The 26392-nt window shown below is 69.1% G+C and carries 24 protein-coding genes, 1 tRNA gene, 1 pseudogene and 1 riboswitch; of the genes and pseudogenes, 13 read left to right on the top strand and 13 right to left on the bottom strand.

Annotated elements, in window-relative coordinates:
* Position 1: 1 nt before the first annotated feature.
* Together BIV24_RS23235 and BIV24_RS23230 are read right to left on the bottom strand one after the other, a co-directional pair.
* Positions 2-214, bottom strand: a pseudogene (locus BIV24_RS23235) (hypothetical protein); the annotation flags it as partial.
* Between the two features lie 135 nt (positions 215-349).
* Positions 350-1915, bottom strand: a complete 1566-nt coding sequence (locus tag BIV24_RS23230) for a serine protease (protein ID WP_071368358.1) — start codon at positions 1913-1915, stop codon at positions 350-352.
* 142 nt (positions 1916-2057) lie between these two features.
* Here BIV24_RS23230 and BIV24_RS23225 point away from each other — a divergent pair, with 142 nt between their 5' ends.
* The 4 genes from BIV24_RS23225 (at position 2058) to BIV24_RS23210 (ending at position 8623) form a co-directional block, all read left to right on the top strand.
* The gene (locus tag BIV24_RS23225) at positions 2058-2729 is read left to right on the top strand and encodes an RNA polymerase sigma factor (protein WP_107459655.1); all 672 of its coding nucleotides are present in this window, start codon (positions 2058-2060) and stop codon (positions 2727-2729) included.
* Positions 2726-3820 carry a CU044_5270 family protein gene (locus BIV24_RS23220; RefSeq protein WP_071368357.1) on the top strand — a complete coding sequence of 365 codons (1095 nt, stop codon included), beginning with the start codon at positions 2726-2728 and terminating at the stop codon, positions 3818-3820. The genes BIV24_RS23225 and BIV24_RS23220 overlap by 4 nt, the downstream gene beginning before the upstream one ends.
* Positions 3821-4123: 303 nt before the next feature.
* On the top strand, positions 4124-5140 hold the full coding sequence (locus tag BIV24_RS23215; RefSeq protein WP_071368356.1) for a hypothetical protein: 1017 nt from the start codon (positions 4124-4126) through the stop codon (positions 5138-5140).
* 336 nt (positions 5141-5476) lie between these two features.
* Complete coding sequence (locus BIV24_RS23210; protein WP_071368355.1) at positions 5477-8623, top strand: DEAD/DEAH box helicase; 3147 nt, start codon at positions 5477-5479, stop codon at positions 8621-8623.
* A gap of 68 nt (positions 8624-8691) precedes the next feature.
* Here the strand turns inward: BIV24_RS23210 and BIV24_RS23205 are convergent, their stop codons facing one another.
* On the bottom strand, positions 8692-9351 hold the full coding sequence (locus BIV24_RS23205) for an ATP-binding protein (RefSeq protein ID WP_071368354.1): 660 nt from the start codon (positions 9349-9351) through the stop codon (positions 8692-8694).
* A 226-nt stretch (positions 9352-9577) separates the two neighbouring features.
* Between BIV24_RS23205 and BIV24_RS23200 the strand changes: the two genes are divergently transcribed.
* From BIV24_RS23200 to BIV24_RS23195, 3 genes are all read left to right on the top strand, one after another.
* On the top strand, positions 9578-10426 hold the full coding sequence (locus tag BIV24_RS23200) for a helix-turn-helix domain-containing protein (protein WP_071368353.1): 849 nt from the start codon (positions 9578-9580) through the stop codon (positions 10424-10426).
* Between the two features lie 32 nt (positions 10427-10458).
* Complete coding sequence (locus BIV24_RS32370) at positions 10459-10656, top strand: DUF397 domain-containing protein (protein WP_079168470.1); 198 nt, start codon at positions 10459-10461, stop codon at positions 10654-10656.
* Between the two features lie 166 nt (positions 10657-10822).
* Positions 10823-11329, top strand: a complete 507-nt coding sequence (locus BIV24_RS23195) for a hypothetical protein (RefSeq protein WP_071368352.1) — start codon at positions 10823-10825, stop codon at positions 11327-11329.
* A gap of 389 nt (positions 11330-11718) precedes the next feature.
* On the opposite strand, the gene BIV24_RS23190 is transcribed toward BIV24_RS23195, so the two are convergent.
* Both BIV24_RS23190 and BIV24_RS23185 read right to left on the bottom strand, forming a co-directional pair.
* Positions 11719-12294, bottom strand: coding sequence for a DNA-binding protein (locus BIV24_RS23190; protein ID WP_071368405.1), 576 nt, complete (start codon positions 12292-12294; stop codon positions 11719-11721).
* A 437-nt stretch (positions 12295-12731) separates the two neighbouring features.
* Positions 12732-13205: a carboxymuconolactone decarboxylase family protein gene (locus BIV24_RS23185; protein WP_071368351.1), complete on the bottom strand. Its 474-nt coding sequence runs from the start codon at positions 13203-13205 to the stop codon at positions 12732-12734.
* 274 nt (positions 13206-13479) lie between these two features.
* Here BIV24_RS23185 and BIV24_RS23180 point away from each other — a divergent pair, with 274 nt between their 5' ends.
* Positions 13480-13782, top strand: a complete 303-nt coding sequence (locus BIV24_RS23180) for a hypothetical protein (RefSeq protein ID WP_071368350.1) — start codon at positions 13480-13482, stop codon at positions 13780-13782.
* Between the two features lie 64 nt (positions 13783-13846).
* On the opposite strand, the gene BIV24_RS23175 is transcribed toward BIV24_RS23180, so the two are convergent.
* The 6 genes from BIV24_RS23175 to BIV24_RS23150 form a co-directional block, all read right to left on the bottom strand.
* On the bottom strand, positions 13847-15328 hold the full coding sequence (locus tag BIV24_RS23175; protein ID WP_071368349.1) for an MFS transporter: 1482 nt from the start codon (positions 15326-15328) through the stop codon (positions 13847-13849).
* A gap of 72 nt (positions 15329-15400) precedes the next feature.
* Entirely contained in the window at positions 15401-16801 is a 1401-nt protein-coding gene (locus BIV24_RS23170) for a DUF445 domain-containing protein (protein WP_071368348.1), read from the bottom strand.
* Between the two features lie 378 nt (positions 16802-17179).
* Positions 17180-18094, bottom strand: a complete 915-nt coding sequence (locus tag BIV24_RS23165) for a DUF1707 SHOCT-like domain-containing protein (protein WP_071368347.1) — start codon at positions 18092-18094, stop codon at positions 17180-17182.
* Between the two features lie 32 nt (positions 18095-18126).
* On the bottom strand, positions 18127-19170 hold the full coding sequence (locus BIV24_RS23160) for an ABC transporter ATP-binding protein (protein WP_245766912.1): 1044 nt from the start codon (positions 19168-19170) through the stop codon (positions 18127-18129).
* Positions 19171-19178: 8 nt separating this feature from the next.
* Positions 19179-20024, bottom strand: coding sequence for an ABC transporter permease (locus BIV24_RS23155; protein WP_071368345.1), 846 nt, complete (start codon positions 20022-20024; stop codon positions 19179-19181).
* Positions 20017-20817 carry an ABC transporter permease gene (locus BIV24_RS23150; protein ID WP_071368344.1) on the bottom strand — a complete coding sequence of 267 codons (801 nt, stop codon included), beginning with the start codon at positions 20815-20817 and terminating at the stop codon, positions 20017-20019. The genes BIV24_RS23155 and BIV24_RS23150 overlap by 8 nt, the downstream gene beginning before the upstream one ends.
* 202 nt (positions 20818-21019) lie before the next feature.
* On the opposite strand from BIV24_RS23150, the gene BIV24_RS23145 reads away from it, so the two are divergent.
* Positions 21020-23491 carry a transglycosylase domain-containing protein gene (locus BIV24_RS23145; protein ID WP_071368343.1) on the top strand — a complete coding sequence of 824 codons (2472 nt, stop codon included), beginning with the start codon at positions 21020-21022 and terminating at the stop codon, positions 23489-23491.
* A 124-nt stretch (positions 23492-23615) separates the two neighbouring features.
* On the opposite strand, the gene bcp is transcribed toward BIV24_RS23145, so the two are convergent.
* Positions 23616-24083, bottom strand: a complete 468-nt coding sequence (gene bcp, locus BIV24_RS23140) for a thioredoxin-dependent thiol peroxidase (protein WP_071368342.1) — start codon at positions 24081-24083, stop codon at positions 23616-23618.
* Between the two features lie 191 nt (positions 24084-24274).
* Between bcp and BIV24_RS23135 the strand changes: the two genes are divergently transcribed.
* From BIV24_RS23135 to BIV24_RS23120, 4 genes are all read left to right on the top strand, one after another.
* Positions 24275-24613 carry a DUF3618 domain-containing protein gene (locus BIV24_RS23135; RefSeq protein WP_071368341.1) on the top strand — a complete coding sequence of 113 codons (339 nt, stop codon included), beginning with the start codon at positions 24275-24277 and terminating at the stop codon, positions 24611-24613.
* Positions 24614-24656: 43 nt separating this feature from the next.
* Positions 24657-24998, top strand: coding sequence for a GroES family chaperonin (locus BIV24_RS23130; protein ID WP_071368340.1), 342 nt, complete (start codon positions 24657-24659; stop codon positions 24996-24998).
* A 75-nt stretch (positions 24999-25073) separates the two neighbouring features.
* A riboswitch (guanidine-III (ykkC-III) riboswitch) is annotated at positions 25074-25134 on the top strand.
* 30 nt (positions 25135-25164) lie between these two features.
* Positions 25165-25485: a quaternary ammonium compound efflux SMR transporter SugE gene (gene sugE / locus BIV24_RS23125; RefSeq protein ID WP_071368339.1), complete on the top strand. Its 321-nt coding sequence runs from the start codon at positions 25165-25167 to the stop codon at positions 25483-25485.
* 142 nt (positions 25486-25627) lie between these two features.
* Positions 25628-25713, top strand: a tRNA-Leu gene (locus BIV24_RS23120).
* A 52-nt stretch (positions 25714-25765) separates the two neighbouring features.
* On the opposite strand, the gene rdgB is transcribed toward BIV24_RS23120, so the two are convergent.
* Complete coding sequence (gene rdgB / locus BIV24_RS23115) at positions 25766-26368, bottom strand: RdgB/HAM1 family non-canonical purine NTP pyrophosphatase (protein ID WP_071368404.1); 603 nt, start codon at positions 26366-26368, stop codon at positions 25766-25768.
* Positions 26369-26392 lie beyond the last annotated feature (24 nt).

Raw genomic sequence — 26392 nt, 5'->3', positions numbered from 1 at the left:
TTCAGCGGTACAGCACCGCTCGCTCGACCGCGCTCCACGTCGTACTGGTCACGACGTACAGCGCGGCGGCCAGCGGCATCACCGCCACGGTGACGAGGGTGAAGAAGGAGAAGAACGGCATGATCTTGGCGACCGCGCCGAGGCCGGGCATCTGCTCGCCGTCGCCGGCCAGGACCGGGTTCGCGGCCGCCATCCGCTTCGTACGCCGGTAGGTGGTATCTGCAGCGTGAGTGGCCCGATCGGCGACGGGACGCCGGAGTTCAGCTGCTCAGCGGCCGCACGGCCCCTCACGCCTCGCGGGCGGTCGGGCAGTCGGGCCCGATCGCCGTTCGCCTGCCCGGGTCACGGGTCACCGGGTGCGGTAGGCGTCGACGATGGTCTGGGTGAGGGTGTTCCCGCCGGTGTCGGTCAGCTTCGCGCGCAAGGAGACGCCGGTGCCCGCCTGCGGGTTGCGGATCGTGACGGCGCCGTTCTCGACCGGGACCTGGGTCCACGAGGCGCCGCCGTTCACGGATACCGAGACCACCAGCGAGCGCACCCGTCCGTGCGAGGCGGCACCCAGCACGGTGACGGGGACACGGAGTGTCGAGTTCGCCGCCGCCGTGCCGGTAGCGCTGAGCGCGGGCGAGAACCGCACGACGCTCACCGGCATCGAGGTCGGACCGGTCACTGCGCCCGAAGTGAAGGTCCACGACGCGGTCACGCGGGTAGCGGCGCCGGGGGCGCCTGTGCGATTCACCGTGCTGGTGAGTCGGTACGTCGCACGCCCCTGCGGCACGGTGAACTTGGCCTTTCCGGGGGTGCCGGTCTTGGTCCCGACGAGCACGCCGTTGCGGTGCAAAGTGGTCGAGGCCGACGCGTACATCGGTGACGACGGCACGTGGCCACCGCCGTCGGCGAGCAGCGGGACATCGACATTGAGGCTGTTGCCGTCACGTACGACGCCGGGACGGCCGGTGAGGAGGGGGCCGAAGACGGCGTTGTCGAAGGTGTGCGTGATCTTGCCCCCGGCGCGCACGGCGATGCCGGCGGCGGAGTAGCGGTTGGGTGCCTTGCCCGGCGCACCGGGGACCGCGTAGGTGATGTCCCAGGTACCGCGTCCGGGTGTCACGAAGTAGGTGGCCGTGCCGGGGGTCGCCAGGGTCCGGGCGACTCCGACGGTCGGTCCGACGGTCGGTTGCAGGTCGAAGGACGCTTTCCCTGCGGTGCCCGGCCGGGCCGCGCCGCGGATCTGCAAGGCGGCCAGGTCCTTCGGGGCAGGGTGACGGGTGAGCCCGGTCAGGGCGCGGGGGCCGGTGAAGGTGTAGCCGAGCGCGTAGCCGCCCTTGTCGGTCGTCCAGTACGAGTCGAACCGCTGCTTCACCGAACCGGGTTCGGCGTCGGGGCCCAGGTGTGCGACGCGCAGTTTCGACGAGGAGGTGATCAGGTTGGTCTCGCGGACGGCGCCGCCCTGCGTGACCCGGACGAACATCGCGCCGTGCTGGAAACCCGCCAAGTGGTCGGGCGGCTGTACGTCGACGGGGGCGGTGGTCCGCGCGTCGATGGTGACGGTGGTGTCGCGGTCGAGGTCGAGGCGCGGTTGGACGATCCAGTCCGTGCCGTCCGCGCCGTCACCGGTGCTCAGGGAACTGTCCAGCAGGTACCGGCCCTGGGGAAGACGCACGGTGGTCGTGCCGGAAGCGTCGTACGGGTGGGCGACCTCGTCGGCGCCCGCGCCGGAGATTCCGGTGACGTTGGTGGCGTAGGACCCGGTCAAATGGCCCGCGCGGTCAAGGTGCTTGATCGTGAGGGTGTACGTCTTGGGCGTCGCGGCGAAGGCGGCGGCGTTGCATACGGCTGTCGTGCTGCCGACCAGGGCGACGGCGAGAGCCAGATTCCGGAGGATGCTCCGGCGAGGTACGGAAGAAGTGCTCATGACCTGTACTGCGCTGCCGGGCGCCGGAGTTCCTGTGTTCCACATCACTCCGGGTGCGGGGTCGCGACCCCGGGCGACAGGCGTGGTGCACGTCACTGGAACCGGTGCGACGGAAACGGCAGAGCAGAGTGTGGAATCACTCATGAGGAATCGCTTCCGCCGCGGAGACCGCGACGCCTTGGGAGAGCTGTACGACGAGCACGCACAAGTGCTGTACCGCTATGCCCTGCGCGTGACGGGCGACTGGGCGGAGGCCGAGGACGTCGTCTCGGCGACCTTCCTGGAGGCATGGCGCGGCCGGGAGAAGCTGCACCCCGAGGGGGACGGTCTGCGCCCGTGGTTGCTGGGAATCGCCACGAACATCATGCGCGGCAACGCACGCGCACGCCGACGCCGCGAGATCGCACTCGCCCGCGTCCCGGAACGCGGCTCGATTCCGGACTTCGCCGACGATCTCGTCACGCACCTCGCGGACGCCGAGAAACTGCGCGCCGCGCACACCGCACTCGCCCGCCTGCGGCGCCGCGACCGTGAGGTCTTCACCCTCGTGGTGTGGGCCGGCCTGGACTACGCGGCCGCGGCCGAGGCACTCGGCGTGCCGGTCGGCACCGTCCGGTCACGCCTGTCCCGCGCCCGCACCCGGCTGCGCGGGCTTGCCGACGCCGAAACCCGGACCACACGCTCGCAGGCTCCGCAGGCCCGAGCCGAACGGACGCCCGCGACGCACAGCGGGGAACCCTCCACCACCCCCGACAAGCCAGTACCGGACCGCGTCCCCGCGGCCCGGTGGTCGATCCAGGAGAACCACGGATGAACACCACCCCGCGGCGCCGTACGGACCACCGGTCCGAGGAGACCGAACGCCTCGGCCTCGCAGACCTGCTGCCCCCGCCACCGGTCCCGGGCCTGGGTCCCGACCGTGAACTGCTGTTGAGGGAAGCACTGTTGCGTAAAGCCGCCCTTGCCGAACCGTCCGGCCGCGTCACCACCCGGGCCTCGCGCCCGCGCCGGCGACTGGTCCGGGTCATAGTGCCGGCCGTCGCCTGCACCTTGGCGGTCTGCGGCGTCGTGGCAGCGAACCTCACGGACACACCGGGGCGCGGCACTACCGCGGTCACGGGTGGCGGCACCCCCCGTACGCCCGAAGCGACGCAACTCCTCGACCGCATCGCACTCGCCGCCGCCGAGAAGAAGCAACCCGCCGTCCGTTCCGGCCAGTTCGTGTACGTCGAGAGCAAGGTCGCCTATGCCGGGCAGAGCGCCGCAGGAGGCCCGATCACCATGCCTCCCGTGCACACGCGGCAGGTGTGGCTGTCCGCCGACGGCAGTCGCCCCGGCCTGCTGCGCGAGGCGGGCCGGCCCGACACCCCGCTCGGCGCCGACGCGCCGGTCTACACCCTCGACGGCCCAGGGGCGACGCCCCGCCCGAGCAGCCTGGGCAAGGAGGGCCCGTCGATCGACGACCCGACCTACGAGTACGTCGCGTCGCTGCCCACCGACCCTGACGCCCTGCTGAAGCTGATCCGGGACGAGACCCGCGGACAGGGCCAGGACCCGGACCAGCGAGCATTCACCGCGATCGGCGACCTGCTGGCCGAGACCTGGGCACCACCGCAGGTCAGTTCCGCGCTCTACAAGGCCGCCGCGAAGATCCCCGGGGTCACGGTGATCCACGCCGCAGCCGACGCCACGGGGCGCGAAGGCGTTGCCGTCGCCCGTACGGCACACGGGCGGCAAACGCAGTGGATCTTCGACCGGACCACGTACGCGTTCCTCGGCGAACGATCGGTCCTCACCGAAGCCGGCGACGCAGGCCCGGCCGGGACCGTTGTCGGCACCTCCGCGGTCCTCACCAAGGCCGCGGTCGGCCGCGCCGGCGTGACTCCCGCGCCGACGACGACGTAGCGCGGCAGCCACGCACATCGGCCGCCCCGGATCGCGGTCCCACCGGGGCGGCCGATGCGCCGCGCACCTGCGACGGTTCGCGGCCTTCCGCCCATCCTGTGCGGGCCGCCTTCGTCCGCTCGGCGCTGCTCCTGTGACGACCGCCCGCTGCGCCGGGCCAGGTGTCGGCCGGCACACGAGGCCGACGGGTCGCGCCCCGTTCCCTGGCAGGCAACCCGGTGTGACAGCCCCCTCAACCCCCTCCTGCACCCCTGGCCTGCGAATCTCTCTCCTTTGCCGGTCGGCAGCAGTACGGTGTCAACCATGCGCCCCGACACGCCTGCCGAGAACGTCGACCACCACGCCGAAGCAGCACGCCTGGAGCGGGCTGCCGGCCTGTATCCCGCGGACGCGGAGCACCTGCTGCTCCAGGCCGCGGCCCACCGTGAGCTGGCCGGCGACCGCTCGGGCGCGACCGCGCTGTACGACCGCCTGCTGTCGTCCTCCGAGCCGCTGGAGAACCCCCACCTCGTACGCGCCCTGAAGGCGTCGAACCTGTGGGAGTACGACCACGAGGCGGAGGCACGGGCGATCATCGACGGCATCCGAGCGGCCTCCCCCCGGCACCCGGCCCCCTGGGTGATCGTGGCGGAGTCCCTGGAGTCGCACGACGAGCTGGAGGCGGCGGAGGAGACGTTCACGGAGGGGCTCAGGCTCCTGCTCGGCGACGCCGAGGAGCCCCCGCAGTCCACGCACGCACTCCTCTACGGCCGCCACCGGGTCCGCCGCATGCTGGCCGCCGCCCACGACGAGTGGGACACGCTGGCGGACACCCTCCACTCCTTGCCGGTCACCCTGGACGAGCTCCACGACCCGAAGCGCATCTGGTCCCTGGGCTCGGACAACCCGGCGGAGCTGGAGGCGGAGATCAGCCGCCTGCGAGCGGAACTGGGCGTATACCGGGAGGCCCTGTCCCGCCCGTTCCCGGTGGCGGTCCTGCACTGGTCGGCGCCGGAGCTGGAGGAGCTGATCGCGGCGTACCCGTCACTGGCCGCCGAGTACCCCTCCCACGAGGAGCACCTGGCGACGATAGAGACGTCCCTGCGGGAACTGGCGGCCTCGGGCACGCCCAACATCGGGATCGTGACGGGAACGGTGCCGTCGTACGAGGCGTTCGCGGCATCGGAGGGCGCGTCCCCGGAGGACGCGGCGCTGTTGCCCGAGTACGCGACGACGCTGGCTGCACGGGGGCGGGCGGTGGCTTGGCCGCCGGAGCGGGGGGCTGGGTGTTGGTGTGGGTCGGGGCGGGCCTATGAGGGGTGCCACGGGGTAGACGCGTAGCCATCCCACAAGGATTCGCAGGTTCGACCTTCGCGGCCCGCTCCCCGAGACACCGATTCCGATTGGCAGATCTGTGCCGGTTTCGGAGGTCGGGACCAGGCACTGCGGGAGCCGTGCCTGGCACAGATCTGCCCATCTCGCGACGGCTTGCCTCTCCCGCGGTCCGGGGACTCCGGCTGTGCGGATTTGGTGCAAGCGCGGCGCGCAGACGACCCGTCTGAAAACGTTCAACTTTCGTCGCGGGACGTCCGGTTGTCGGTGACGGCTGTTAGAACGGATCCGTATCGGCGCGAGAGTTCGCGCTCGAGGGTTCACCAGGGATTCGAAGGAGCAGTCGTGACGGAATCGGGGGACGTGACACAGCCGGTCGCGGGCGTCTACGAGCAGCTCATCACTCAGGACTTGCACAATCGGCTGGAGGGCCTCGAAGCCGCAGGCTGGAAGGCCGTCGACGCAGAGGTCAGCGAAGAGTCCGCACCGCACGTCCTGGCCCGACACATCGGCGAGGCTGTTGGGCGCCGACTCAGCCAACTGCCGCAGAAGAACCAGGTGGCCGCCGCCAACCAGATCATGCAGGCGCTGGCGGCCAGCGCACCCGACCCGGATGCGGACGCCACCCTCGGCGCCATCGTCGACGGCCCACGGCAACTACTCGCCCTCGCCGAACAAGAAGCGCCCGGCGTCTACGCGATGCGCCCCCTGACCCCGCTCTCGGAAACGGCGTTGATCACCAACGCACCGGACGACCCGAATCTGGGTGCCGAGTTGCGCGCCGAGCTCGCCACGGCCGACCGCATCGATCTGCTGTGCGCGTTCGTGAAGTGGCACGGTATACGCGTGTTGGAGGACGCGCTGCGCGCGGCGAAAGAGCGCAACGTCCCCATCCGAGTCATCACGACCACCTACATCGGCGCCACGGATCGCTACGCGTTGGATCGCCTGGTCCGGGAGTTCGGTGCCGAGGTGAAGATCAACTACGAGATTCGGTCGACGCGTCTGCACGCGAAGGCTTGGCTGTTCCGTCGCAAGACCGGCTTCGACACGGCCTACGTGGGCAGTTCCAACCTGTCGAAAGCCGCACTACTCGATGGCCTGGAGTGGAACGTACGGCTGTCGTCTGTCGCCACCCCCCGGGTGATCGACAAGTTCGAGGCGACGTTCGACGCGTACTGGGAGGATGTCGCCTTCGAGTCGTACGACCCCGAAAAGGATGGGGAGCGACTCGCCGACGCGTTGGCCCGGGCGGGCGGCAAGGGGTCGGGTGACGAGCTCAAGATCAGCCTGTCCGGACTCGAAGTCCAGCCGTTCCCGCATCAGCGGGACATGCTGGAGCGTCTACGCGTCGAGCGTGAGATCCGCGGCCATCACGAGAACCTCCTGGTTGCGGCAACCGGTACCGGCAAGACCGTCATGGCCGCCCTTGACTACCGGAGCCTGCGCGACAAGCTCGGCGGCAAACTCCCGCGACTGCTCTTCGTCGCCCATCGCAAGGAGATCCTGAGGCAGTCCTTGCGGACCTACCGCGAGGTACTCGGCAACGCCTCCTTCGGTGAGCTGCTCTACAACGGGGAAGACCCTCGCGAGTGGACGCATGTCTTCGCCAGCGTCCAATCCCTCAACCTCCAGCGGCTGGAACAGCTCGACCCAGGCCATTTCGACGTCATCGTCATCGACGAGTTCCACCACGCCACGGCGAGCACGTACCGCCGCGTCCTCGACCACTTCAAACCGACCGAGCTTCTCGGCCTCACCGCGACGCCCGAGAGGATGGACGGGCGCAATGTGCAGGACGAGTTCTTCCGGGGTCGGATCGCCGCCGAGATGCGGCTGTGGGAAGCCTTGGAGAACGATCTGCTGTGCCCTTTCCACTACTTCGGGGTTCCAGACGGCACCGATCTTTCCCAGCTCAGTTGGCGAGCGGGTTCCTACGATCGAGATGAGCTCGGCAATGTCTACACGGCCAGCCACGCACGGGCTCTCATCGTCATCAAACAAGTCCAGGACAAGATTTCCAACCCGGCCGCCATGCGCGCGCTGGGCTTCTGTGTGACCAAGAAGCACGCGCACTTCATGGCCGACCGCTTCCGCGAGGCAGGGTTCCAGGCCGCCTCGCTCGACAGCGACTCGAATCCCGCCGAGCGCGAGCGCACGCTGAACGACCTCAAGGCCGGCCGGATTCAGGTGATCTTCTCCGTAGACCTGTTCAATGAGGGCCTGGACATCCCAGACGTCGACACCCTGCTCCTCCTGCGCCCCACGAACAGCGCGACCGTCTTCCTCCAGCAGTTGGGACGCGGGCTGCGCCGTACACCGAACAAGCCGGTCCTGACGGTGCTGGACTTCATCGGCCAGCACAGGGCGGAGTTCCGCTTCGAGGAGCAGTTCCGTGCCCTGACCAACCTCTCCCGCAACCGCCTGGTCGACAGCATCGAGCGTGACTTCCCCCAGTTGCCCTCCGGTTGTCAGATCCTCCTGGAGGGCAAGTCCAAGGACCTCGTCCTCGACAACATCCGTACGCAGCTCAACGCCACGATCAACACGCTTGCGAAGGAGGTCAGGGACTACAGCACACCCAAGCTGACCGACTACCTGCGTGAGAGCCGTCGCGAGATCAAGGAGCTCTACAAGAGCAAGAACTCCTGGACGGCCGTCCTGCGCAAAGCCAGGCTCGTCAAGGACTCCGGTGTGCCGGGGGAAGAGGAGCTCCTCAAGCGTGTCCACGCCTTCCTCCACGTGGACGACCACGAGCGGGCCCGTGCATATCTGCGCCTCCTCGCAGACGACGCCCCCGACTACGACTCACTCTCCCCCACCGACCAGGTCTACGCCCGCATGCTGTTCTTCAACCTGTGGGACAAGGCGGGCGGCTTCTCCAGCTACCGCGAAGGCCTTGAGTCGCTGCGCGCCCAACACGCGTTCCGCAACGAATTGCAGCAGGTCCTGTTGTACGTCCTCGATCGAACCGACCACTTCCCCATCCCGCTGGACGGACCACTCAACCACCTCCCACTGAAGATCCACAGCGCCTACAACCGCTCTGAGATCCTCGCGGCCCTCGGAGTGGCCCGGCTGGGCGGCCAGATGCCCGGGGTCTTCGCCCAAGGAGTGACCTGGGTCGAGGACATCAAGACCAACGCCCTTCTCATCACCCAGGAGAAGAACGAGAGGGACTTCTCGCCCAGCGTCCGCTACAAGGACTACGCGCTCAGCCCCACCCGGTTCCACTGGGAGTCGCAGGGCACCACGCCGGAGAACTCCCCGACGGGATTGCGCTACCAGCGGCATGCCAAGGAGGGCAGCCACGTCCTGCTGTTCCTGCGCCGGTACAAGAACAACAGCATCGGCAAGTCCGAACCCTGGATGCTCCTGGGACCGGCCACCTACAAAAAGCACACCGGCAGCAAGCCGATGGCGATCACCTGGGAGCTCCAGCACGAACTTCCGGCCGATGTGTGGACGTATTCGGCCATCGCCACCGGGTAAGGAGGTCGCCCGAGAAGCTCTCGAGCGAGCAGAGAGGTGATCCTCCTGCTGCCCTGTCGAGGGCTTCCTCACCGTACGGTTCGGCAGGGCAGGCCCCCGACACCCTCGATCTGCACCTCAAAGCGCGTTTGGGCACGGTCCAAAACCTCGTCCGCGTCGCAGCCATGAGCCCGCAGCCAGTGAAGAACGTCCGTCAAGGCGTCGACCACCATGTCTTGGGTGATCAACGTTCTCAGCTTGCTCGAACTCGGCTCACTCGGCAGACGAGACGCCGTATAGAGGCTGAGCAGTGCCTCAGCCCGGGTGACACCTGCGCCTCCCACATGGCCGTGCGGCGAGGTGAGCCGCGTGGCCAGCTCGCACCAGGTGCCCTTCCGATCGGGGTAGAGCTGGACACCCCAGCGGTCGGCGACGGCGTCGACGAGGGCCATGCCGCGTCCGGCCTCGGCGTCGCAGTCCGCGTCGATGAGAGCAGGAAGGGCGCGCGTGTCGGGATCGTGGATCTCGATGCGCAGATGGGTGCCGTTCATGGAGACCGCCAGGGTCGCCGGGGTGCCGTGACCGACGTGCGTGATGACGTTGGACACAAGCTCGCTCACACAGAGTTGGGCCTGATCGACAACGTCATGCAAGCCCCAGATCCCAAGGTGCAGCCGCATGATGCGGCGCAAGGCGGCTACTTCCTCGGGCTCGGCGGCGAAGGCCACTTCCCATGGCCTCCGTGACATACACGCTTCATGGATCACGAGGACCCCTCCCGTCGTACGCCAACTCCACCCACTTAGCGGAGCGCTGTGGACACTCACCGTGAGCATCACTGACCGCCAGAATGGCGGTCGCGCATCCCTTCATGCAATGTGCACGAAGGGATTCCCACTTCTGAGTGATTGGCAAGCACACCCCTTGGCGTAAGACTGAACGCCCGCTATCCGACGGACCGTTGAAGGGGTTGAGATGGCCGGTTCACCGACGGCACGCCGCCGCCGACTCTCGATCGAGCTCAAGAAGCTCCGCGAATTGAGCGCACTCACCTGTGCCCAGGTCGGCGACGCCTTGGACTGGAGCGGTTCCAAGGTCAACCGGATGGAGACGGGGAGCGGCAGGGTCCAGCCCTCCGACATCGAAGCCTTGTGTCGGTTCTACGACACCAGCGACGAGCTGCGCGAGTTCCTGAAGTCACTGGCACGACAGGCCAAGACGCGCGGCTGGTGGCAGGTTCACGGTGCCGGCGTTCCCGAGTGGTTCAACATCTACATCGGTCTGGAGCAGGACGCCTCGACGCTTCGCCAGTACCAGTGCGAGCTGTTGCCCGGCCTCATGCAGACGGCTGCGTACGCCTCTGAGCTGTGCAAGACCGGTGCACACATGTCTCCTCAGGCCATCGATCGCGCGGTCCGCGTACGCATGGAACGCCAGACCATACTGACCCAGCCTTCGGCCCCCGACGCCTGGTTCATCGTGAACGAGGCGGCCGTTCGGAACGTCATCGGAGATCGGGCGTTGATGCGGGAGCAACTCGAGCGCATTCTGGAGTCGGTCGAACTATCGAGTGTGACCTTGCAGGTACTCCCCTTCGACTCCGACACCTATCCGGCCACGGGCTCCTTCACCATGCTCGGCTTCCCTGATCCGGGAGACCCGGACATCGTCTACCGGGACGGCATTACCGATGCCATCTACCTTGAGGGCGAGCATCATGTTCGCGAGTACACCAGGGCGTTCGACGGGCTGATGGCCGCGGCCCTGAGTCCTCAGCGCTCCAGTCAGTTGATCAAGTCCATCCTGAAGGGATACGCGAATTGAGCAAGGCAGAGGCTCCGGGCAACGATCGTCCGATGTGGTTCACGTCGTCGTACAGCAACGGTGCCGGGGGTGAATGCGTCGAGTGCGCGGCAATGGATCAAGGCGCTCTCGTACGCGACTCCAAACGCGCAGGCGGACCCGTCATCGCTGTACGGGCCCAGGCATGGCGCAGCTTCATATGCGCGTTGAGCCGTGGTGAAGTCGCGGCAGGTCGGAAGCAGCACCCATAAGCCACATCGCCGAGCCGCGCGGTCACGTCCACGGACGCGGCGTACGGCGACCGTTCGTCGGCAGGGGGACCCGCACGCGTGACACATTCTCCGGATGTGTCACACCCCGGCCGGTACACCCCCGGGGACACGGCCCGATTCCCGTCGCCAAGTGGTTGCAGAGGGGATGACGATCAGCACCCCAAGGAACCCGCTCGCGGGCACGGTCTACACCGTGACCCTTCGGGGTGTGCGGTGTGTCCGGCTCTCTGTGCTCAGCGCGCGGAGCATCGACAACCGGGAACGCTCGGACACGGATGCTCTGCTGTTGCGGGTCATCCACTGCGACTCGTGCGGGGGCCGCATGTACCTGAACAAGCAGGACAGCAGGGACACGTTCTTCAACGGTGAAACCGCCAACAATCCGAAGTCCTTTGGCGGTCTTCGAAAGCGGCTCGCCGGCTCACAGGTTCTCCCCGCCGACATGCCGGTTATCGGCAACGGCACCACCGACACGTACGCTTTCTTCGACAAACTCGAAGAACTCGTTGACCATGCGCCTGGCCTGGACGGCAGCAACGGAGCCATCTACACAAACGCTCTCGGGTTCGGGAAGATTCGTGCGGCTGCCCGCAGGGTCGGCGGAGTCAAACAGGCCCGGGAAGACCTGACGCGTAAGGAAGTCACCCGCTGAAACGGGATTCCTATTCTGGACGCCGGGCAGACTCGTACAGGCTCTGACATTCTCGCGCCGACTGTGAACGGTTCGGAAATGTACGCGGTCCGCTTCGGTTCGGACGAGGAAGACCGGGCGGTGACTGGACTCACCAACGGTGGGGTCATGGTCGATGTCCTCGGGCAGTTGAAGACACAGCCCGCTTTCCGAACCCGCGTCGAGTTCTACTGCGGCGTGGGTGTGTTCGGTGGCAAGGCCGCCGCTCGGCTGACCGGCGTCATGAACGGCTGCCACGACGCACGACCAGAGCCCCGTGCTCGTCACCCACACCCGCGGGGATGGCCCCGTGCCCGCTGCCCTTTCCGGTGTCCGGCGCGGGGCTCTCTTGGTTCTGGATGTGCCGCGCCTTACCGTTGCACCGCACGCCCCCACAGTTCCTCGGCGTGCTCGGTGAATCGGTCGAACATGCCACCCTTGCCGTGTCGGCGCAGATGCAACAGCGGGGAATCGTGGCCAACGAGACGCGCCAGATGGGGTGTTACTAGCGCCTCGCCGTCGAACCGGAAGACAGAAAGACCCACGTGGTTGATTGCGTCCAACGGGGCGGAAAGGCGCGTCGCTACGCCTTCCAGTGGGCCGATACGGTCGACGTGCTCCAGCGTGATGCGGATGCGCGTAGACACCGAGAGAGCCACATCTTCGATTTCCTCGCGCTGCCGGGTGACCTCTCCGTCTGGGTCACCGAGCAGGAACCGGACCCGGCACCCTGATTCAGCTTTGCGGCGGATTGTGTCCGCGAAATGCGGGACCTGAGTCCAGAAGAAGTAGTTCGTGTATCCGGCGAGGAACAGCTCCTTGCTCGCCGATTCGATCAGTTCAGCCCAGACCGTTGATGGGCATGCCGACCGGTATGGGTAGCTGTGAGCTAGCTCCCGGTCGTTGCCCGTTTTGACCCTTTCCGTTACCACTTTCGGCCACAACATCTCTTCGTCCACTCCCAACGCCTGGCAGGCGTCCGCTCGATTCCTCGCGTGCGGTGTGAGATCAGCATTGCTCAGCCATCGTTCCACCTGCTTCCCACACCGGCGCCCGTTTCGGGTCGCAACCATCCCCGCTCGGGGATGAGCGTCGCGTACGGGCTGCAAGGCCCGCTGCGGGATCGCTGGGCGTGTTCCGCAACGGATGAGGGACCAACCCACGGTGCGCACCGTACGCGGTCCCGACTGCGCCCCGCCCGTGCGTTGCCTCTCTGGCGCATGGGCAGGGCTTCCCTGTCCACCAGCCTTCACAGAAAGCCCCGACACCGACCGTAGCGGCGGCGGGGACGTAAGACGGCGGGAGCCCGGAGGGGCAGTGGCCCTCCGGGCTCCTGGCCCGTGCCTGCGGTGGCTGGTCCGCGACGGCGGTAGTTGGTGCGTGGTCAGCCGAACTGGCCCGGCTGGTAGTCGCCCGCAGGCTGACGGACGAGGACGTTCAAGCGGTTGTAGGTGTTGATGAGGGCGATGAGGGCCACCAGGGCGGCGAGTTGCTCCTCGTCGTAGTGCTTGGCGGCGTTCGCCCAGGCCTCGTCGGAGACGCCACCGGCCGCGTCGGCTATGCGGGTGCCCTGTTCCGTGAGCTCCAGGGCGGCCCGCTCGGCCTCGGTGAAGATCGTGGCCTCCCGCCAGGCCGCGACCAGGTTGAGGCGCACCGAGGTCTCCCCGGCCGCTGCGGCGTCCTTGCTGTGCATGTCCGTGCAGAAGCCGCAGCCGTTGATCTGGCTGGCGCGGAGCTTCACCAGTTCCTGTGTCGCGGCGGGCAGCGTCGAACCCGTGATGGCCTTGCCCGCCGAGTTGATGTACTTCCCGAACTGCGTCGCGACGGAGCTGCCGAAGAGGTTGAGACGGGCTTCCATGAGGATCTCCTTGCCGTGTTGGCGGTTACACAACATCGACGGTTCGGGCCCGGGTGGATGTGACAGATCCGGCGAGCAGTTGGGTGTGGCGTGCGTCACCCACTTGGCGGCATGGAGAGACGTCGTGCCGGAGTAGCGGCATGCCCCGGCCGACCCCGGCACCACGGCGCCCCCGCGCGCGGGGTTAGCCTCGTTTCGCCGGATGACCACCGGAATGATCAGCTACGTGGTCACCGGATGACCAGGAGATGCACCAGCGAGGAGGCAGGCAGCGATGGCGAAGGTTCCTACGGCAGTGGTGGCAGCGAGTGGGCTCGTCGGCGGGTACGGGGTCGCCCGCTGGACCAAGAAGCGGCAGCTCGGCGGGGTCGTGCTGGCCGTCGCGGGCGCCGCGGCCGCGCAGCAGTGGCGCAAGCAGGCCGGCGGGGTGGCGGCCGGGGCGCTGACCGCCGCGTACGTGGCCGCGTTCGCCGGGTCGCACCCGCTGGCCAAGAAGGTGGGCGCCTGGCCCGCCGTGTTCGGGGTGACCGGGGCTGTCGCCCTGGCCTCGTGGGCGGTGGCCGACCGGCGCGGCTAGCACCCCTGGCGGGTAGCGGCGTGGGACCGGCTCCTGCCGCAGACCGCCGCGAGCCGCAGCCCCCTCACGCGGACTTCGAGGGCGGCCGCTTCGCTTCCGCCGGTACGGCCGTCAGCGGGCGGGCGATGTCCTCCAGGGCCCGCCGCTCGGCCGGTACCGCGAGCAGCGCCGCGACCAGGCCCGCCGCGCACATCAGGGAGGCGCCGACCTGGAAGGCGAGGACCGTGTCACCGACCCTGCCGGTGTTCGTCAGGTCCGCGAACAGCAGCGGGCCGCTGATGCCGCCGACCGCGGTGCCCAGCGCGTAGAAGAAGGCGATGGCCATGGCCCGCGTCTCCATCGGGAACACCTCGGAGACCGTCAGATACGCGCTGGAGGCGCCCGCCGACGCGAAGAACAGCACCACGGCCCAGCACGCCGTCAGCGTGCCCGCGCTCAGCGAGCCCCGGCCGAACAACCAGGCCGTGCCGAACAGCAGCAGACCCGACAGCAGGTACGTCGAGGAGATCATGATCTTGCGGCCCAGCGAGTCGAAGAGCTTGCCGAGCAGCAGCGGGCCGAAGAAGTTGCCGAACGCGATGACGGCGAAGTAGTAGCCCGTGTCGCCGGTGGGGACGTCGAAGAATTTCGTCAGGATCGCGCCGAAGCCGAAGGTGATCGCGTTGTAGAGGAAGGCCTGGCCGATGAAGAGGGAGAAGCCGAGCACCGCGCGGCGTCGGTAGTCGCGGAGGACCGTACGGGCGACGGTGCCGAAGCCGATGCTCGCGCGCTGGTGGATGGTGATCCGGCCGTGAGGGCGCGGGAGCGGCCCCTTCTGAGCCCTGACCCGCCGCTCGATCGCGGACACCACCCGTTCGGCCTCCTGGTTCCTGCCGTGGATCAGCAGCCAGCGGGGGCTCTCGGGGACGTGGCGCCGCACCACGAGGATGACCAGGCCGAGGACGACGCCCAGGGCGAACGTCAGCCGCCAGCCCACGTCCTTGGGCAGGAGGTGAGTGTTCAGCGCGACGATCGACAGCATCGAGCCGCCGACCGCGCCCAGCCAGAAGCTGCCGTTGATGACCAGGTCGACACGGCCGCGGTAGTAGGCCGGGATCAGCTCGTCGATCGCGGAGTTGATGGCCGCGTACTCGCCGCCGATGCCGAAGCCGGTCAGAAAGCGGAAGAGGAAGAACCACCAGGTCTGGAAGGAGAGGGCGGTCAGGGCCGTGGCGCTCAGATAGACCGCGAGGGTGATCATGAAGAGCTTCTTGCGGCCGTAGTGGTCGGTGAGGCGGCCCCAGATGAGGGCACCGGAGCACGCGCCCGCCACATACAGCGCCGCCGCGATGCCGGTGACCTCGCCGGAGGTGATCGGCAGGCCGCTGCCCGGCTCTGACAGACGGCTCGCGATGTTGCCGACGACCGTGACCTCCAGGCCGTCGAGGATCCAGACCGTGCCGAGTCCGACCACGATCGTCCAGTGCCAGCGTGACCAGGGCAGACGGTCGAGCCGGGCGGGGATGGCGCTGGTGACCGTACCGGTCCGGGTCGTACCGACGGACATGGCTGCCTCCTCGGGGCGACGCCGGGCCCCGGGTGACGCGGTGCGCGGCCCGAGTGCCCGCGCAGCCGCGGGTTACGCCCCCAGCGTCTGCGACACCGTGTAGATCAGCAACCCCGCCAGCGAGCCGACCACCGTGCCGTTGATACGGATGAACTGCAGGTCACGGCCGATGTGCGCCTCGATCTTCCGCGTGGTGTGCTCGGCGTCCCAGCCGGCGACCGTCTCCGTGATCAGGGAGGTGATCTCCTTGCGGTAGGTCGTCACGACATGCACCGCCGCGCCCTCCACCCACGTGTCCATCTTGGCCTGCGTCTTCGGCTCGGTGGCCATGCGCTGCCCCAGCGACAGCAGCGACGCCCGCACGCGCAGCCGCAGCTGGCTGCGCTCGTCCTCGGCAGCGGACACGATCATGGACCGTACGGCCGTCCAGGCGGAGGCGATCAGGTCCTGGACCTCCCCGCGGCCGAGCACCTCGCCCTTGAGGCGCTCCACGCGCGCCCGGGTGTCGGTGTCGGACTGCAGGTCGGAGGCGAAGTCGGCGAGGAAGCGGTCGAGGGCGCCGCGCGCCGGGTGCTCGGGCGCGTCACGCATCTCGGTGACGAAGCGGAGCAGCTCCCGGTAGACGCGCTCGCCGATCTTCTTGTCGACGAAACGGGGGGTCCAGCCGGGGGCGCCGCCCTGGACGGCGGTCATGACCTGCTCGTCGTGCAGCACGAGCCAGTCATGGGCGCGGACGCAGATCAGGTCGACGAAACGTCTGTGCCCGCCGTCCGCGACGATCTTCTCCAGCATCTTGCCGAGGCCGGGCGCGATCTCCTGGGCGCCGGCACGCCGGGTGATGGCCTCGCCGACCACCGCCTGGACGTCCGAGTCGCGCAGCACGGTCAGGGCCCCGCGCAGGGCCGTCGCCAGCTCCGCCGTCACCCGGTCCGCGTGCTCCGGCTCGGCGAGCCAGGCGCCCAGCCGGCTGGCTATGCCGACAGAGCGCAGGCGCTGCCGTACGACCTCCTGGGACAGGAAGTTCTCGCCGACGAACTCACCCAGCGAGACGCCGAGCTGGTCCTTCTTCGTGGGGATGATCGCGGTGTGCGGGATGGGCAGGCCGAGCGGATGGCGGAACAGCGCGGTGACCGCGAACCAGTCCGCGAGCGCGCCGACCATGCCGGCCTCGGCGGCCGCCGCCACATAGCCGGCCCACGCGCCCGCGCCCGCACTCTGCGCCCACTTGGCGAGGGTGTACACGACCGCCACCAGGACCAGCAGCCCGGTCGCCGTGCTCTTCATCCGGCGTACGCCCCGGCGCTTCTCCTCGTCGGCGGGGGTGAAGGTGGTCATGGCACGGCCCGGCACGGCCGCCCGTCCGGCGGCCTCGGTCTCGGGGGTGCCGGAGCCGGTGAGCCGCCCCACGGCACCCTTCTCTTCCGGTTTCGTACGTTCCATCCACTCCACCCGTTCGTGTCCTCCCCTACACATTGTCCCTTGCTGACGACTCCCGGAACGGAACAGGAGTTCCCGGCGTCTGTCCGGGGGGAGGGGTTTCGGGGGCTTCTCAGGGTTGCTTCAGGGTTCCGCTCAGGGGTCCCCCGAACATCCTCCTCCGCATCACCCGTCACGATGATGGTCGACGTCGGCGCCTCGGGCTCCCGCGACGGCGATGCCCTTCCAGGGGCACCGCGGCCGGCGGGCCGACCGCGAGCGGGTGCGCAGGGACGTCAACACGCGGATACGCGGGGACACGGTCTGCGACGAGCGCCCGGCGACAGCGGCTTCCGGCGCATGGCGGAGGTCTTCGACCCGGCCTCGCTGAAGGGGGCGGCATCGGTGCAGCCGTGACGGGCGCCGAGCGGACGGTCAGTACTCGCCGCGCCGCCGCCGGTCCCGCTCCTCCCGGCGTGTCTCCCGGCGCTCCCGATGAAGTTCGCGGCGCTCCTCGTGCCGCTCCCGCAGCAGATCCCGGTGGCCCTCGAGCATCTTGTGGTGGGCCTCCTCCATGTCCTCGCGGAACGACGCGTGCAGTTCCCGGCGGGCGGCCTTGCGGTCCAGCTTCTCCTGGCGGCGCTCCTCCTTCAGTCGCTGCCGCTCGGCCCGGGTCACCTTGCGCTCGACGCCGACACCGCCCCAGAACGCGAACCCGGTGATGATCACACGTGGCGCGCCCGGCTCCGCCGGCACGCCCTCCTCGCGGTGGTCGAAGCCGCCCATGATCCCGATGCCGCGCACCACCACCTCGACGCCGGGCGGCACGATGACGTTCATCCCGCCCATGATGGCGATGCAGTTGATCTCGACCTCGCGGTGCGCGAAGTTCGCCTCCCGCAGGTCGATCTCACCGCCGCCCCAGAAGGCGAAGGAGTTGAACCGCTTCGGCGCCGTCCAGCGCCCCTTGCGCTGGAAGCCGGACATCACGGCGACGGCCCACGAGGACGACCCGCACGCCCCTCCGTCGCCGACGATCCGCTCCGCCCAACTCCCGCTCTCGACAGGCTCTTTGACCAGCGAGACGACGGGCGGAGTCACGGCTCCCGCGAGCGGCAGGTCCCGGATGATCGGCGTCAGTTCGCCGTACGTCCGCGCCTGGTAGGTGGCCTCCAGCCGCTCCTCGAACTCCTCCATGTCGAGACGGCCCTCCGCGAGGGCGTCGCGCAGGACCTCGGCGACCCGTTCACGGTCGGCGTCGGCAGCCCTGAGGTCCGGGGCGGGTTGAGCGGGGGCCTGCGGCGTCGGCCGCTGATCGTCGCTTCCCCCGGGAGACACGGCGTCGGTCATGCGGCCAGCCTACGAGGTCGCCGGGCGGGCGGCTACGACACCGTCCGCTCCGACCGGAGTTGAGGCGCGGCATCCTCCAGCGAATGCAGCATCTTCGCGATCACCGCCTCGATGTCCGGCTCCCGTACCGACAGGTCCACCAGCGGATACTCCGCCGCGATCCGCGCCACCAGCGGCGCCGCCGACCGGGACGCCGGGAAGGCCAGCCACTGCCGCGGCCCCTCCACCTTCACCACGCGCGCGGGCGGTGCCTCGATCGGCGGCAACTCCCGCTCCAGGTCGACCACGAGGGTGCGCTCGCTGTCGCCCACCTCGTGCAGCCCGGCGAGCGGACCGTCGTACATCAGTCGCCCGTGGTCGATGACCATCACCCGCGAGCACAACTGCTCGATGTCCTGCAGGTCGTGCGTGGTCAGCAGCACGGTCGTGCCGCGCTCGGCGTTCAGGTCCCGCAGGAACTCCCGGACCCTGGCCTTGGAGATCACGTCGAGGCCGATGGTCGGCTCGTCGAGGTAGAGCACCTCGGGATCGTGCAGCAGCGCCGCCGCGATATCGCCACGCATCCGCTGACCCAGCGACAGCTGCCGCACCGGCACGTCCAACAGACTGCCGAGTTCGAGGAGTTCGACGCAGCGGTCGAGGTTCTCGCGGTAACGCGCGTCGGGGATGCGGTACATGCGGTGCATCAGCCGGTAGGAGTCGATCAGCGGCAGGTCCCACCACAGGGTCGTACGCTGCCCGAACACCACCCCGATGCGCTGCGCGAGCCGCGTCCGCTCGCGGGAGGGGTCGATCCCGGCGACCCGCAGCCGGCCGCCGCTGGGCGTCAGGATCCCGGTCAGCATCTTGATCGTGGTGGACTTCCCGGCGCCGTTCGGCCCGATGTAGCCGACCATCTCGCCGCGCGCCACGGTGAAGGAAATCGAGTCGACGGCCCGCACCTGCCGCCGCTCACGGCGCAGGAACCCGGTCCGCTTGAGCACGTCGAAGACCTTCTCGACCCGGTCGAGTTCGATGAAGGCACCCTCCATGGCATCACCGCCCGCGTCGGCAGCGCCCCTGAAACCACTGTTCATCGATCCCCTCAGCTCCCCGTACTCCGGTACGAACGCAGTCCCGCACGCCACGCCAGTCCCGCCAGGGCGCAGCAGCCCGCCGCGACCAGCGGCGGCGTGAAGGCGACCCAGGCGGGCAGGTCGAGCGGATACGGCCGCCCCAGGACGTAGAGCGCGGGCAGCCAGTTGACGAAGGCGAGCGGCAGCACGAAGGTCACGCCGCGCACCAGCTCCTTCGCGAAGATGCTCGGCGGGTACTGCAGCAGCGTCTGACCGCCGTAGGTGAAGGAGTTCTGCACCTCGGAGGCGTCCTGCGCGACGAACTGGAAGGCCGCTCCCACCACGAACACGGAGCAGAAGATCGCGCCTCCGCTGAGCAGCATCAGCGGGATCATCGCCACCTTGAGCGGGGTCCACGCGATGTCGAGCGCGGAAAGGGCGTACCCGAGGACGCACACCCCCTGGACGAGCCGGCCGAGCCGGCGCACGGCGAAGCGGTCCGCGGCGACCTGTGCCAGGACGGGCGCGGGACGCACCAGCAGGGTGTCCAGCGTGCCGTCGCGCAGCCGCCGCCCCAGGCGGTCCATGGAGCCGAGCGCGAGATCCGCGAGCCCGAAGGCGGTCGCCGACAGGCCGTACAGGAAGGCGACCTCGGGCAACTGGTACCCGCCGAGCGCATCGATCCGCGAGAACATCAGCAGGATCACGACGAAGTCCAATGCCGTCGCCGCGAAGTTGCCGAGGGTGGTCATCGCGAAGGAGGCGCGGTACGCCATCGTGGAGCGGATCCACATCGCGGTGATGAGCCGGTAGGCACGCAGTCCCTCGCGGATCCGGCCATACGGCCGCGCGCCGCCGTACGCCGTCTCAGCCACCCTGGACCACCACCCGCCGTGTCGCCACCGACTGGAGCATCCGCCCGGCCGCCAGCAGCGCCGCGGCCCACGCCAACTGACGGGCGAACACGGGCAGCGGATCCGCCGCGCCCAGCAGGATGTCCGCGGGCGCCTGGATCAGCGACGCCCAGGGCAGCGCGCGGACGATCTCGCCGAGCGCGCCGGGGAAGACGTTGAGCGGCAGCAGCATCCCCGAGCAGAAGGTCGCCGTGATCCACGAGATCTGGGCGACGCCCGTCCCGTCCAGCAGCCAGAACGCGGAGAGCGCGACCAGGAAGCGGATCGCGAAGCTCACCACCACGGCGAGCGTCACGGCGGCCAGGAAGGCCAGCCAGGTCAACGGACGGGTGGGCAGGGCGAGCGGGAAGAGGAGCACGCCGGCCACCATCGGGGCCACGCCCCGGGCCAGCAGCTGGAACAGGGCCCGGCCCAAGTCCCCGGCCAGCCACCACAACTGCAGATCGGCGGGCCGGTACAGATCGATCGCGATGTCACCTGTACGGATGCGCTCCATCAGCTCGTCCTCGAAGCCGCCGCCCATCACCGAGACCGCCACGAGCAGCGCCTGCCCGATCCACACGTACGTCAACGCCTGCGCCTCGTCGTACCCCCCGAGATGGGGCCGCTCCTGCCACAGGGCGAGGTACGTGTACGCCAAGATGACCCCGAATACTGTGTTGGTGAACACTCCCGCCGCGGTCGCGGTTCGATAGGTCGCGTACCGCCGGAAGCCACCGGCGGCGACGGCGGCGTACAACCGTCCTGTCCCCACGGTCAACCCTCCTTCGGCGCATGCTGGGCGAAGCGCAGGAGCCTAGCGTGCCGCGCAAGTGGCGTACCACACGTTTTCCGCGCGACATGTCCCTCGTGCCGGGAACGGATCACTTGGTGGGACAGTCTTCAATCAGAGGGACGCAGATGGCGTTCGAGGGCGTACGGGAACATACGACGCGAAACGGGAGTCCGGCACCACGATGAGCGATGAGGCGCAGCGAAGCAGCCCGGGCGAGGCGTCCACAGAGCCGCACCCCGCGGCTCCCGGTTCCTCCCCCGGCGAGAGGCCGAAGCGGCCTGGGCGCACAGGATGGCGCCGGCTGATCCCCACCTGGCGTATGACGCTCGGCGCCTTCGTGATCGGGGTCATGCTCCTGGCCGGCCTGCTCGCGCTGGGCTACTACTTGGTCCAGATCCCGGCGGCGAACGCGGCGGCTCTCAAGCAGAGCAACGTGTACCTGTACGCGGACGGCAGCGAACTGGCCCGCGACGGCTCGGTCAACCGCGAGATCGTGCCGCTCGCGCAGATCTCCCAGCACGCCCAGCACGCGGCGCTCGCCGCCGAGGACCGCGACTTCTACACCGAGTCCGCCGTCGACCCGAAGGCGATGATCCGCGCCGCCTGGAAGACGGCCACCGGCAAGGGCAAGCAGTCCGGCTCGACCATCACCCAGCAGTATGTGAAGAACTACTACCTGGGCCAGGAGCAGACCCTCACCCGGAAGGCGAAGGAGTTCTTCATCGCGATCAAGCTGGACCGCGAGAAGAGCAAGGCCGAGATCCTCGAGGGCTACCTCAACACCAGCTACTTCGGCCGCAACGCGTACGGCATCCAGGCCGCCGCACACGCGTACTACGGCGTCGACGCGAAGGACCTCACGGTCGGCCAGAGTGCGTACCTCGCCGCCCTGCTGAACGCGCCGAGCGAGTACGACGTGGTCGCCCACCCCGAGAACAAGGCGTCGGCAGTGTCCCGCTGGAACTACGTGCTCGACGGCATGGTCAAGAAGCACTGGCTCAGCCAGGCCGAGCGGCAGAAGGTGACGTTCCCCGCGCCCGGGCAGCAGGTGTCCGGGGCCGGCATGAACGGTCAGCGCGGCTACCTGGTCGAGGCGATCAAGGGCTACCTCACCTCCCAGCAGATCCTCGACGAGGACACCCTGAGCGGCGGCGGCTACCGCATCACCACCACCCTGCAGAAGCCCGCGCAGGACGCCTTCGTCAAGGCCGTCGACGACCAGGTGATGAGCAAACTCGACAAGAAGAACCGGAAGGCCGACAACTACGTCCGCGCGGGCGGCGTCTCCATCGACCCGGCCACCGGCAAGGTCGTCGCGATGTACGGCGGCATCGACTACACGAAGCAGTACGTCAACAACGCGACCCGCCGCGACTACCAGGTCGGCTCGACCTTCAAGCCGTTCGTGTTCACCTCGGCCGTGGAGCACTTCTCCGAGACGCAGTACGGCGAGACGATCACCCCGAACACGGTGTACGACGGCACGAACGAGCGTCCCGTGGAGGGCTGGAGCGGCACGCCGTACGCGCCCGAGAACGAGGACGGCCGCTCGTACGGCGACATCAGCGTCCGCGAGGCCACGGACAGGTCGGTGAACGCCGTGTACGCGCAGATGGCGGTGGACGTCGGCCCGACCAAGGTCAAGCAGACCGCCATCGACCTCGGTCTGCCGAAGAGCACGCCCGAACTGTACCCGTCCCCCTCGATGGCGCTCGGCACGGCCACCGCGAGCGTCCTCGACATGGCGCAGGCCTACGCGACGCTCGCCAACCACGGCAAGTACGTCCCGTACACCCTGATCGAGAAAATCTCCAAGGGCGGCACGGAGGACGTCCAGCTGCCCCGGCGGCAGACGCGGGAGGCCGTGGGCCGCATGGCGGCGGACACGACCACGGTCATGCTGCAGAGCGTGGTGGACAACGGCACCGCGACCGCCGCACAGGACGCCGGCCGGCCCGCCGCCGGCAAGACGGGCACGGCGGAGGAGGACCAGGCCGCCTGGTTCGCGGGCTACACCCCGGATCTGGCGACGGTGGTCGCGGTGATGGGCCAGAACCCCGACTCGGGCAAGCACGAGTCGCTGTACAACTCGATGGGCCTGGCCCGCATCAACGGCGGCGGCGCGCCCGCGCAGATCTGGGCGCAGTACACCAGGCAGGCTCTGCAGAACAAGCCGGTGAAGGACTTCGACCTGCGTCTTCAGGCCGGGGCGGAGCAGACCGAGGAGCCCGGGGACCCCGAGGACGAGTACCTGGGCGAGGACCCGTACGACGAGGACGACGGCGGCTCGACGGGCGAGCGGAACAGCCAGGGAAGGACGGACGGCGGCGCCTCTCGGACGGGCGGCACGACCGGCACCGGGGGCACGGACACGGGCGGCGCGACGGGAGCCGGGGGCGCCCTGGGTACCGGCGACCCCACCGGGACGGGCGGCACGCCGGACACCGGAGGCACCCCCGGAACAGGCGGCACGCCCGGCACGCCCGGCACTGGGGGCACCCCCTGGTCCGGGGGAACGACCGGCACCGGGGGCACCACCGGAACGAGCGGTACGACGGGCGGGGGCGGTACGACGGGCGGGGGCGGTACAACGGGCACGGGCGGTACGACGGGCGGGGCAGGTGGCCTGGGCCTGCTGAGCCCGAAGCACTAGAACGGGCCCCGAACTCCCCCTCCCCCCGCACGTGAAACGGCCCGCACCGGATCGAACCGGTGCGGGCCGTTCGCACGGGAGGGACGCTCGGGTCGTCGCGGGACCCCTCTGATGCCCGGGTCTTTCAGATGCCCAGGTCCTTGATGATCTTCGCCGCGTGGCCGGTCGCCTTCACGTTGTACAGGGCGCGCTCGACCCGGCCCTCCTCGTCCACGATCACCGTGGAGCGGATGACACCGACGACCGTCTTGCCGTAGAGCTTCTTCTCACCGAACGCGCCGTACGCCTCCAGGACCTTCTTGTCGGGGTCGGCGAGCAGGGTGACCTTCAGGGACTCCTTCTCACGGAACTTCGCGAGCTTCTCCGGCTTGTCCGGGGAGATACCGATGACGTCGTAGCCGGCCCCCGCCAGCAGTTCCAGGTTGTCCGTGAAGTCGCACGCCTGCTTGGTGCAGCCCGGGGTCAACGCGGCCGGGTAGAAGTAGACGATGGTCTTGCGGCCCCTGCGGTCGGCCAGGGAGACCTGGTTGCCGTCGGCGTCCGGCAGAGTGAAGGCGGGGGCGGTGTCGCCGGGCTGGAGTCGCTCGCTCATCGGTACCTCACAGGGCAGGGGCGGGTTACCCGACGAGCCTAGTGCCCGGCCGCTGCCCGCCTGGGCAGCAGGCTGCTCCGGTCGCTCCGCAGGGGTGCCGAGGAGTGCGTTCGGCACGAAGCTGACAGACTGTCGACCACAGATGCAGGAATTGCACGGAACACGTCGCAAACGACCACGGAGGAAGCGCGGTGGCGGACACGTCGAGCACACCGGACACCAGAACTCCGGCGCAGATCGAGGCGGACATCAAGCGCCGCCGCGAAGCACTCGCCGAGACGCTCGACGAGATCGGCGTCCGGGTGCACCCGAAGACGATCGTCGGGGATGCCAAGGCCAAGGTCGCCTCCCGGGTCGACCACACGCTCGCACGGATGGACGTCGGCATCACGCGGCTCGTCGGCCAGGCCAAGAGGCAGCTGGTCACGGAGGAGGGCGCGCCGCGGCTGGAGCGCATCGTGCCCGCGGCCATGGTCGTGGTCGGGGTCGCGGGGCTGTTCGCCCTGAGCTCCCGGCGGCGCAAGGACTGACCCGGGGGCGCGCGAAGCCGTCGAGGACAGGTAGGTTCGGGGCGTGAGCGAGAAGACCCACCACGACAAGTTGCCCATCCGGATGCTGCACGACCGCGTGCTCGTACGGCAGGACGCCGCCGAGGGCGAGCGCCGCTCCGGAGGCGGCATCCTGATCCCCGCGACCGCGGCCGTCGGCCGGCGCCTCGCCTGGGCCGAGGTCGTCGCGGTCGGGCAGAACGTGCGGACCGTGGAGGTGGGCGACCGGGTCCTGTACGACCCGGAGGACCGCGCCGAGGTCGAGGTGCGCGGGACCGCGTACGTCCTGATGCGCGAACGCGACCTGCACGCCGTGGCGGCGGACCGCTTCGAGGGGTCGGAGGACTCCACGGGGCTGTACCTGTAATTCGTTGGAGAAAGGGGCTGGTGACCCTTGTCACCAGCCCCTTTCGTCATTTCCTCGCCGCGCGTTGTTACGTTGGACGAGCCCCGCGAGGGCCCCGACGAGACGCGCCGTACCGGGACCGCAAAGACGACGCACCCCCGTTGCACGGAAACATGGAGGTGCCGTCATGGCCTGGGTCCTGCTCGTCGTCGCCGGCCTGCTCGAGGTCGCGTGGTCGATCGGCATGAAGTACACCGATGGCTTCACCCGCCTCTGGCCGAGCCTGGCCACCGGTGCGGGCATCGTCGCGAGCATGCTCCTGCTGTCGTACTCCGCGAAGTCCCTGCCCATCGGTACGGCGTACGGGGTCTGGGTGGGCATAGGCGCGGCAGGGGCAGCGGTGCTGGGCATGGCCGTACTCGGCGAGCCCGCGACCCCCGCACGGATCTTCTTCGTGGCTCTGCTGCTGGTGTCCGTGGTGGGGCTGAAGATGACGTCGGGGCACTGAGGGCGCGCGCCTCGCGCCGAACTGCCCGACGCGGGCGGTGTCATGGTCTGCCGTGGGGGCGGGGGCGCCCCGGGACGCACGGGCTCCCCCGTACACTGAGCGACACGAAACGGCGCAGGACGATCAATTGTCCGTTTCGGGGGCGGTCGTGGCGAAATGGCATACGCGCGGGTTTTAGGTGCCCGTGGGAGAAATCCCGTGTGGGTTCGAGTCCCACCGGCCGCACCAGAAGACGGCGATGGCCCGGTCCATGAGGACCGGGCCTTTCGGTTGCCGCGCCTCAGCCCAGCAGTTCCCGCACCACCGGCACCAGCGCGCGGAACGCCTTCCCCCGGTGGCTGATCGCGTTCTTCTCCTCGGGGGCCAGTTCCGCACAGGTGCGGCTCTCGCCCTCCGGCTGCAGGATCGGGTCGTAGCCGAAGCCGTTCGTGCCGTACGGGGCGTGGCGGAGGGTGCCCCTCAGCTGACCCTCGACCACGCGTTCCGTGCCGTCCGGCAGGGCCAGGGCCGCCGCACAGGCGAAGTGGGCACCCCGGTGGGCGTCGTCGATGTCCGCGATCTGGGCGAGGAGCAGGTCCAGGTTGGCCTTGTCGTCGCCGTGCCCGCCCGCCCAGCGCGCGGAGAAGATGCCCGGTGCGCCGTTCAGGACGTCGACGCACAGACCCGAGTCGTCTGCCACCGCGGGCAGGCCCGTCGCCTTGGCCAGCGCGTGGGCCTTCAGGAGGGCGTTCTCGGCGAAGGTGACGCCGGTCTCCTTGACGTCGGGGATGTCGGGGTAGGCGTCCGCGCCGACCAGGTCGTGCGGGAGGCCCGCGTCGGCGAGGATCGCCTTCAGTTCGGCGATCTTTCCGGCGTTGCGTGTGGCGAGGATCAGGCGGGTCATGTCCACCAGTATCCGCACGGGCCG

The organism is Streptomyces colonosanans, from assembly GCF_001866645.1.
GTDB lineage: Bacteria > Actinomycetota > Actinomycetes > Streptomycetales > Streptomycetaceae > Streptomyces > Streptomyces colonosanans.
The sequence above is the reverse complement of the archived record's forward strand: the minus strand, read 5'-3'. Positions and strand labels throughout refer to the sequence as shown.

Bases quoted from the DNA above. Each gene is read 5' to 3' on its own strand.
- BIV24_RS23190 (WP_071368405.1), bottom strand. From the start codon at position 12,294: ATGTTGTGGCCGAAAGTGGTAACGGAAAGGGTCAAAACGGGCAACGAC.
- BIV24_RS23180 (WP_071368350.1), top strand. From the start codon at position 13,480: ATGGCGAAGGTTCCTACGGCAGTGGTGGCAGCGAGTGGGCTCGTCGGC.
- BIV24_RS23195 (WP_071368352.1), top strand. From the start codon at position 10,823: ATGACGATCAGCACCCCAAGGAACCCGCTCGCGGGCACGGTCTACACC.
- BIV24_RS23230 (WP_071368358.1), bottom strand. From the start codon at position 1,915: ATGAGCACTTCTTCCGTACCTCGCCGGAGCATCCTCCGGAATCTGGCT.
- BIV24_RS23205 (WP_071368354.1), bottom strand. From the start codon at position 9,351: ATGTCACGGAGGCCATGGGAAGTGGCCTTCGCCGCCGAGCCCGAGGAA.
- BIV24_RS23220 (WP_071368357.1), top strand. From the start codon at position 2,726: ATGAACACCACCCCGCGGCGCCGTACGGACCACCGGTCCGAGGAGACC.
- bcp (WP_071368342.1), bottom strand. From the start codon at position 24,083: ATGAGCGAGCGACTCCAGCCCGGCGACACCGCCCCCGCCTTCACTCTG.
- BIV24_RS23170 (WP_071368348.1), bottom strand. From the start codon at position 16,801: ATGTGTAGGGGAGGACACGAACGGGTGGAGTGGATGGAACGTACGAAA.
- sugE (WP_071368339.1), top strand. From the start codon at position 25,165: ATGGCCTGGGTCCTGCTCGTCGTCGCCGGCCTGCTCGAGGTCGCGTGG.
- BIV24_RS23165 (WP_071368347.1), bottom strand. From the start codon at position 18,094: ATGACCGACGCCGTGTCTCCCGGGGGAAGCGACGATCAGCGGCCGACG.
- BIV24_RS32370 (WP_079168470.1), top strand. From the start codon at position 10,459: ATGTGGTTCACGTCGTCGTACAGCAACGGTGCCGGGGGTGAATGCGTC.
- BIV24_RS23200 (WP_071368353.1), top strand. From the start codon at position 9,578: ATGGCCGGTTCACCGACGGCACGCCGCCGCCGACTCTCGATCGAGCTC.
- BIV24_RS23215 (WP_071368356.1), top strand. From the start codon at position 4,124: ATGCGCCCCGACACGCCTGCCGAGAACGTCGACCACCACGCCGAAGCA.
- rdgB (WP_071368404.1), bottom strand. From the start codon at position 26,368: ATGACCCGCCTGATCCTCGCCACACGCAACGCCGGAAAGATCGCCGAA.
- BIV24_RS23160 (WP_245766912.1), bottom strand. From the start codon at position 19,170: ATGAACAGTGGTTTCAGGGGCGCTGCCGACGCGGGCGGTGATGCCATG.
- BIV24_RS23145 (WP_071368343.1), top strand. From the start codon at position 21,020: ATGAGCGATGAGGCGCAGCGAAGCAGCCCGGGCGAGGCGTCCACAGAG.
- BIV24_RS23175 (WP_071368349.1), bottom strand. From the start codon at position 15,328: ATGTCCGTCGGTACGACCCGGACCGGTACGGTCACCAGCGCCATCCCC.
- BIV24_RS23185 (WP_071368351.1), bottom strand. From the start codon at position 13,205: ATGGAAGCCCGTCTCAACCTCTTCGGCAGCTCCGTCGCGACGCAGTTC.
- BIV24_RS23225 (WP_107459655.1), top strand. From the start codon at position 2,058: ATGAGGAATCGCTTCCGCCGCGGAGACCGCGACGCCTTGGGAGAGCTG.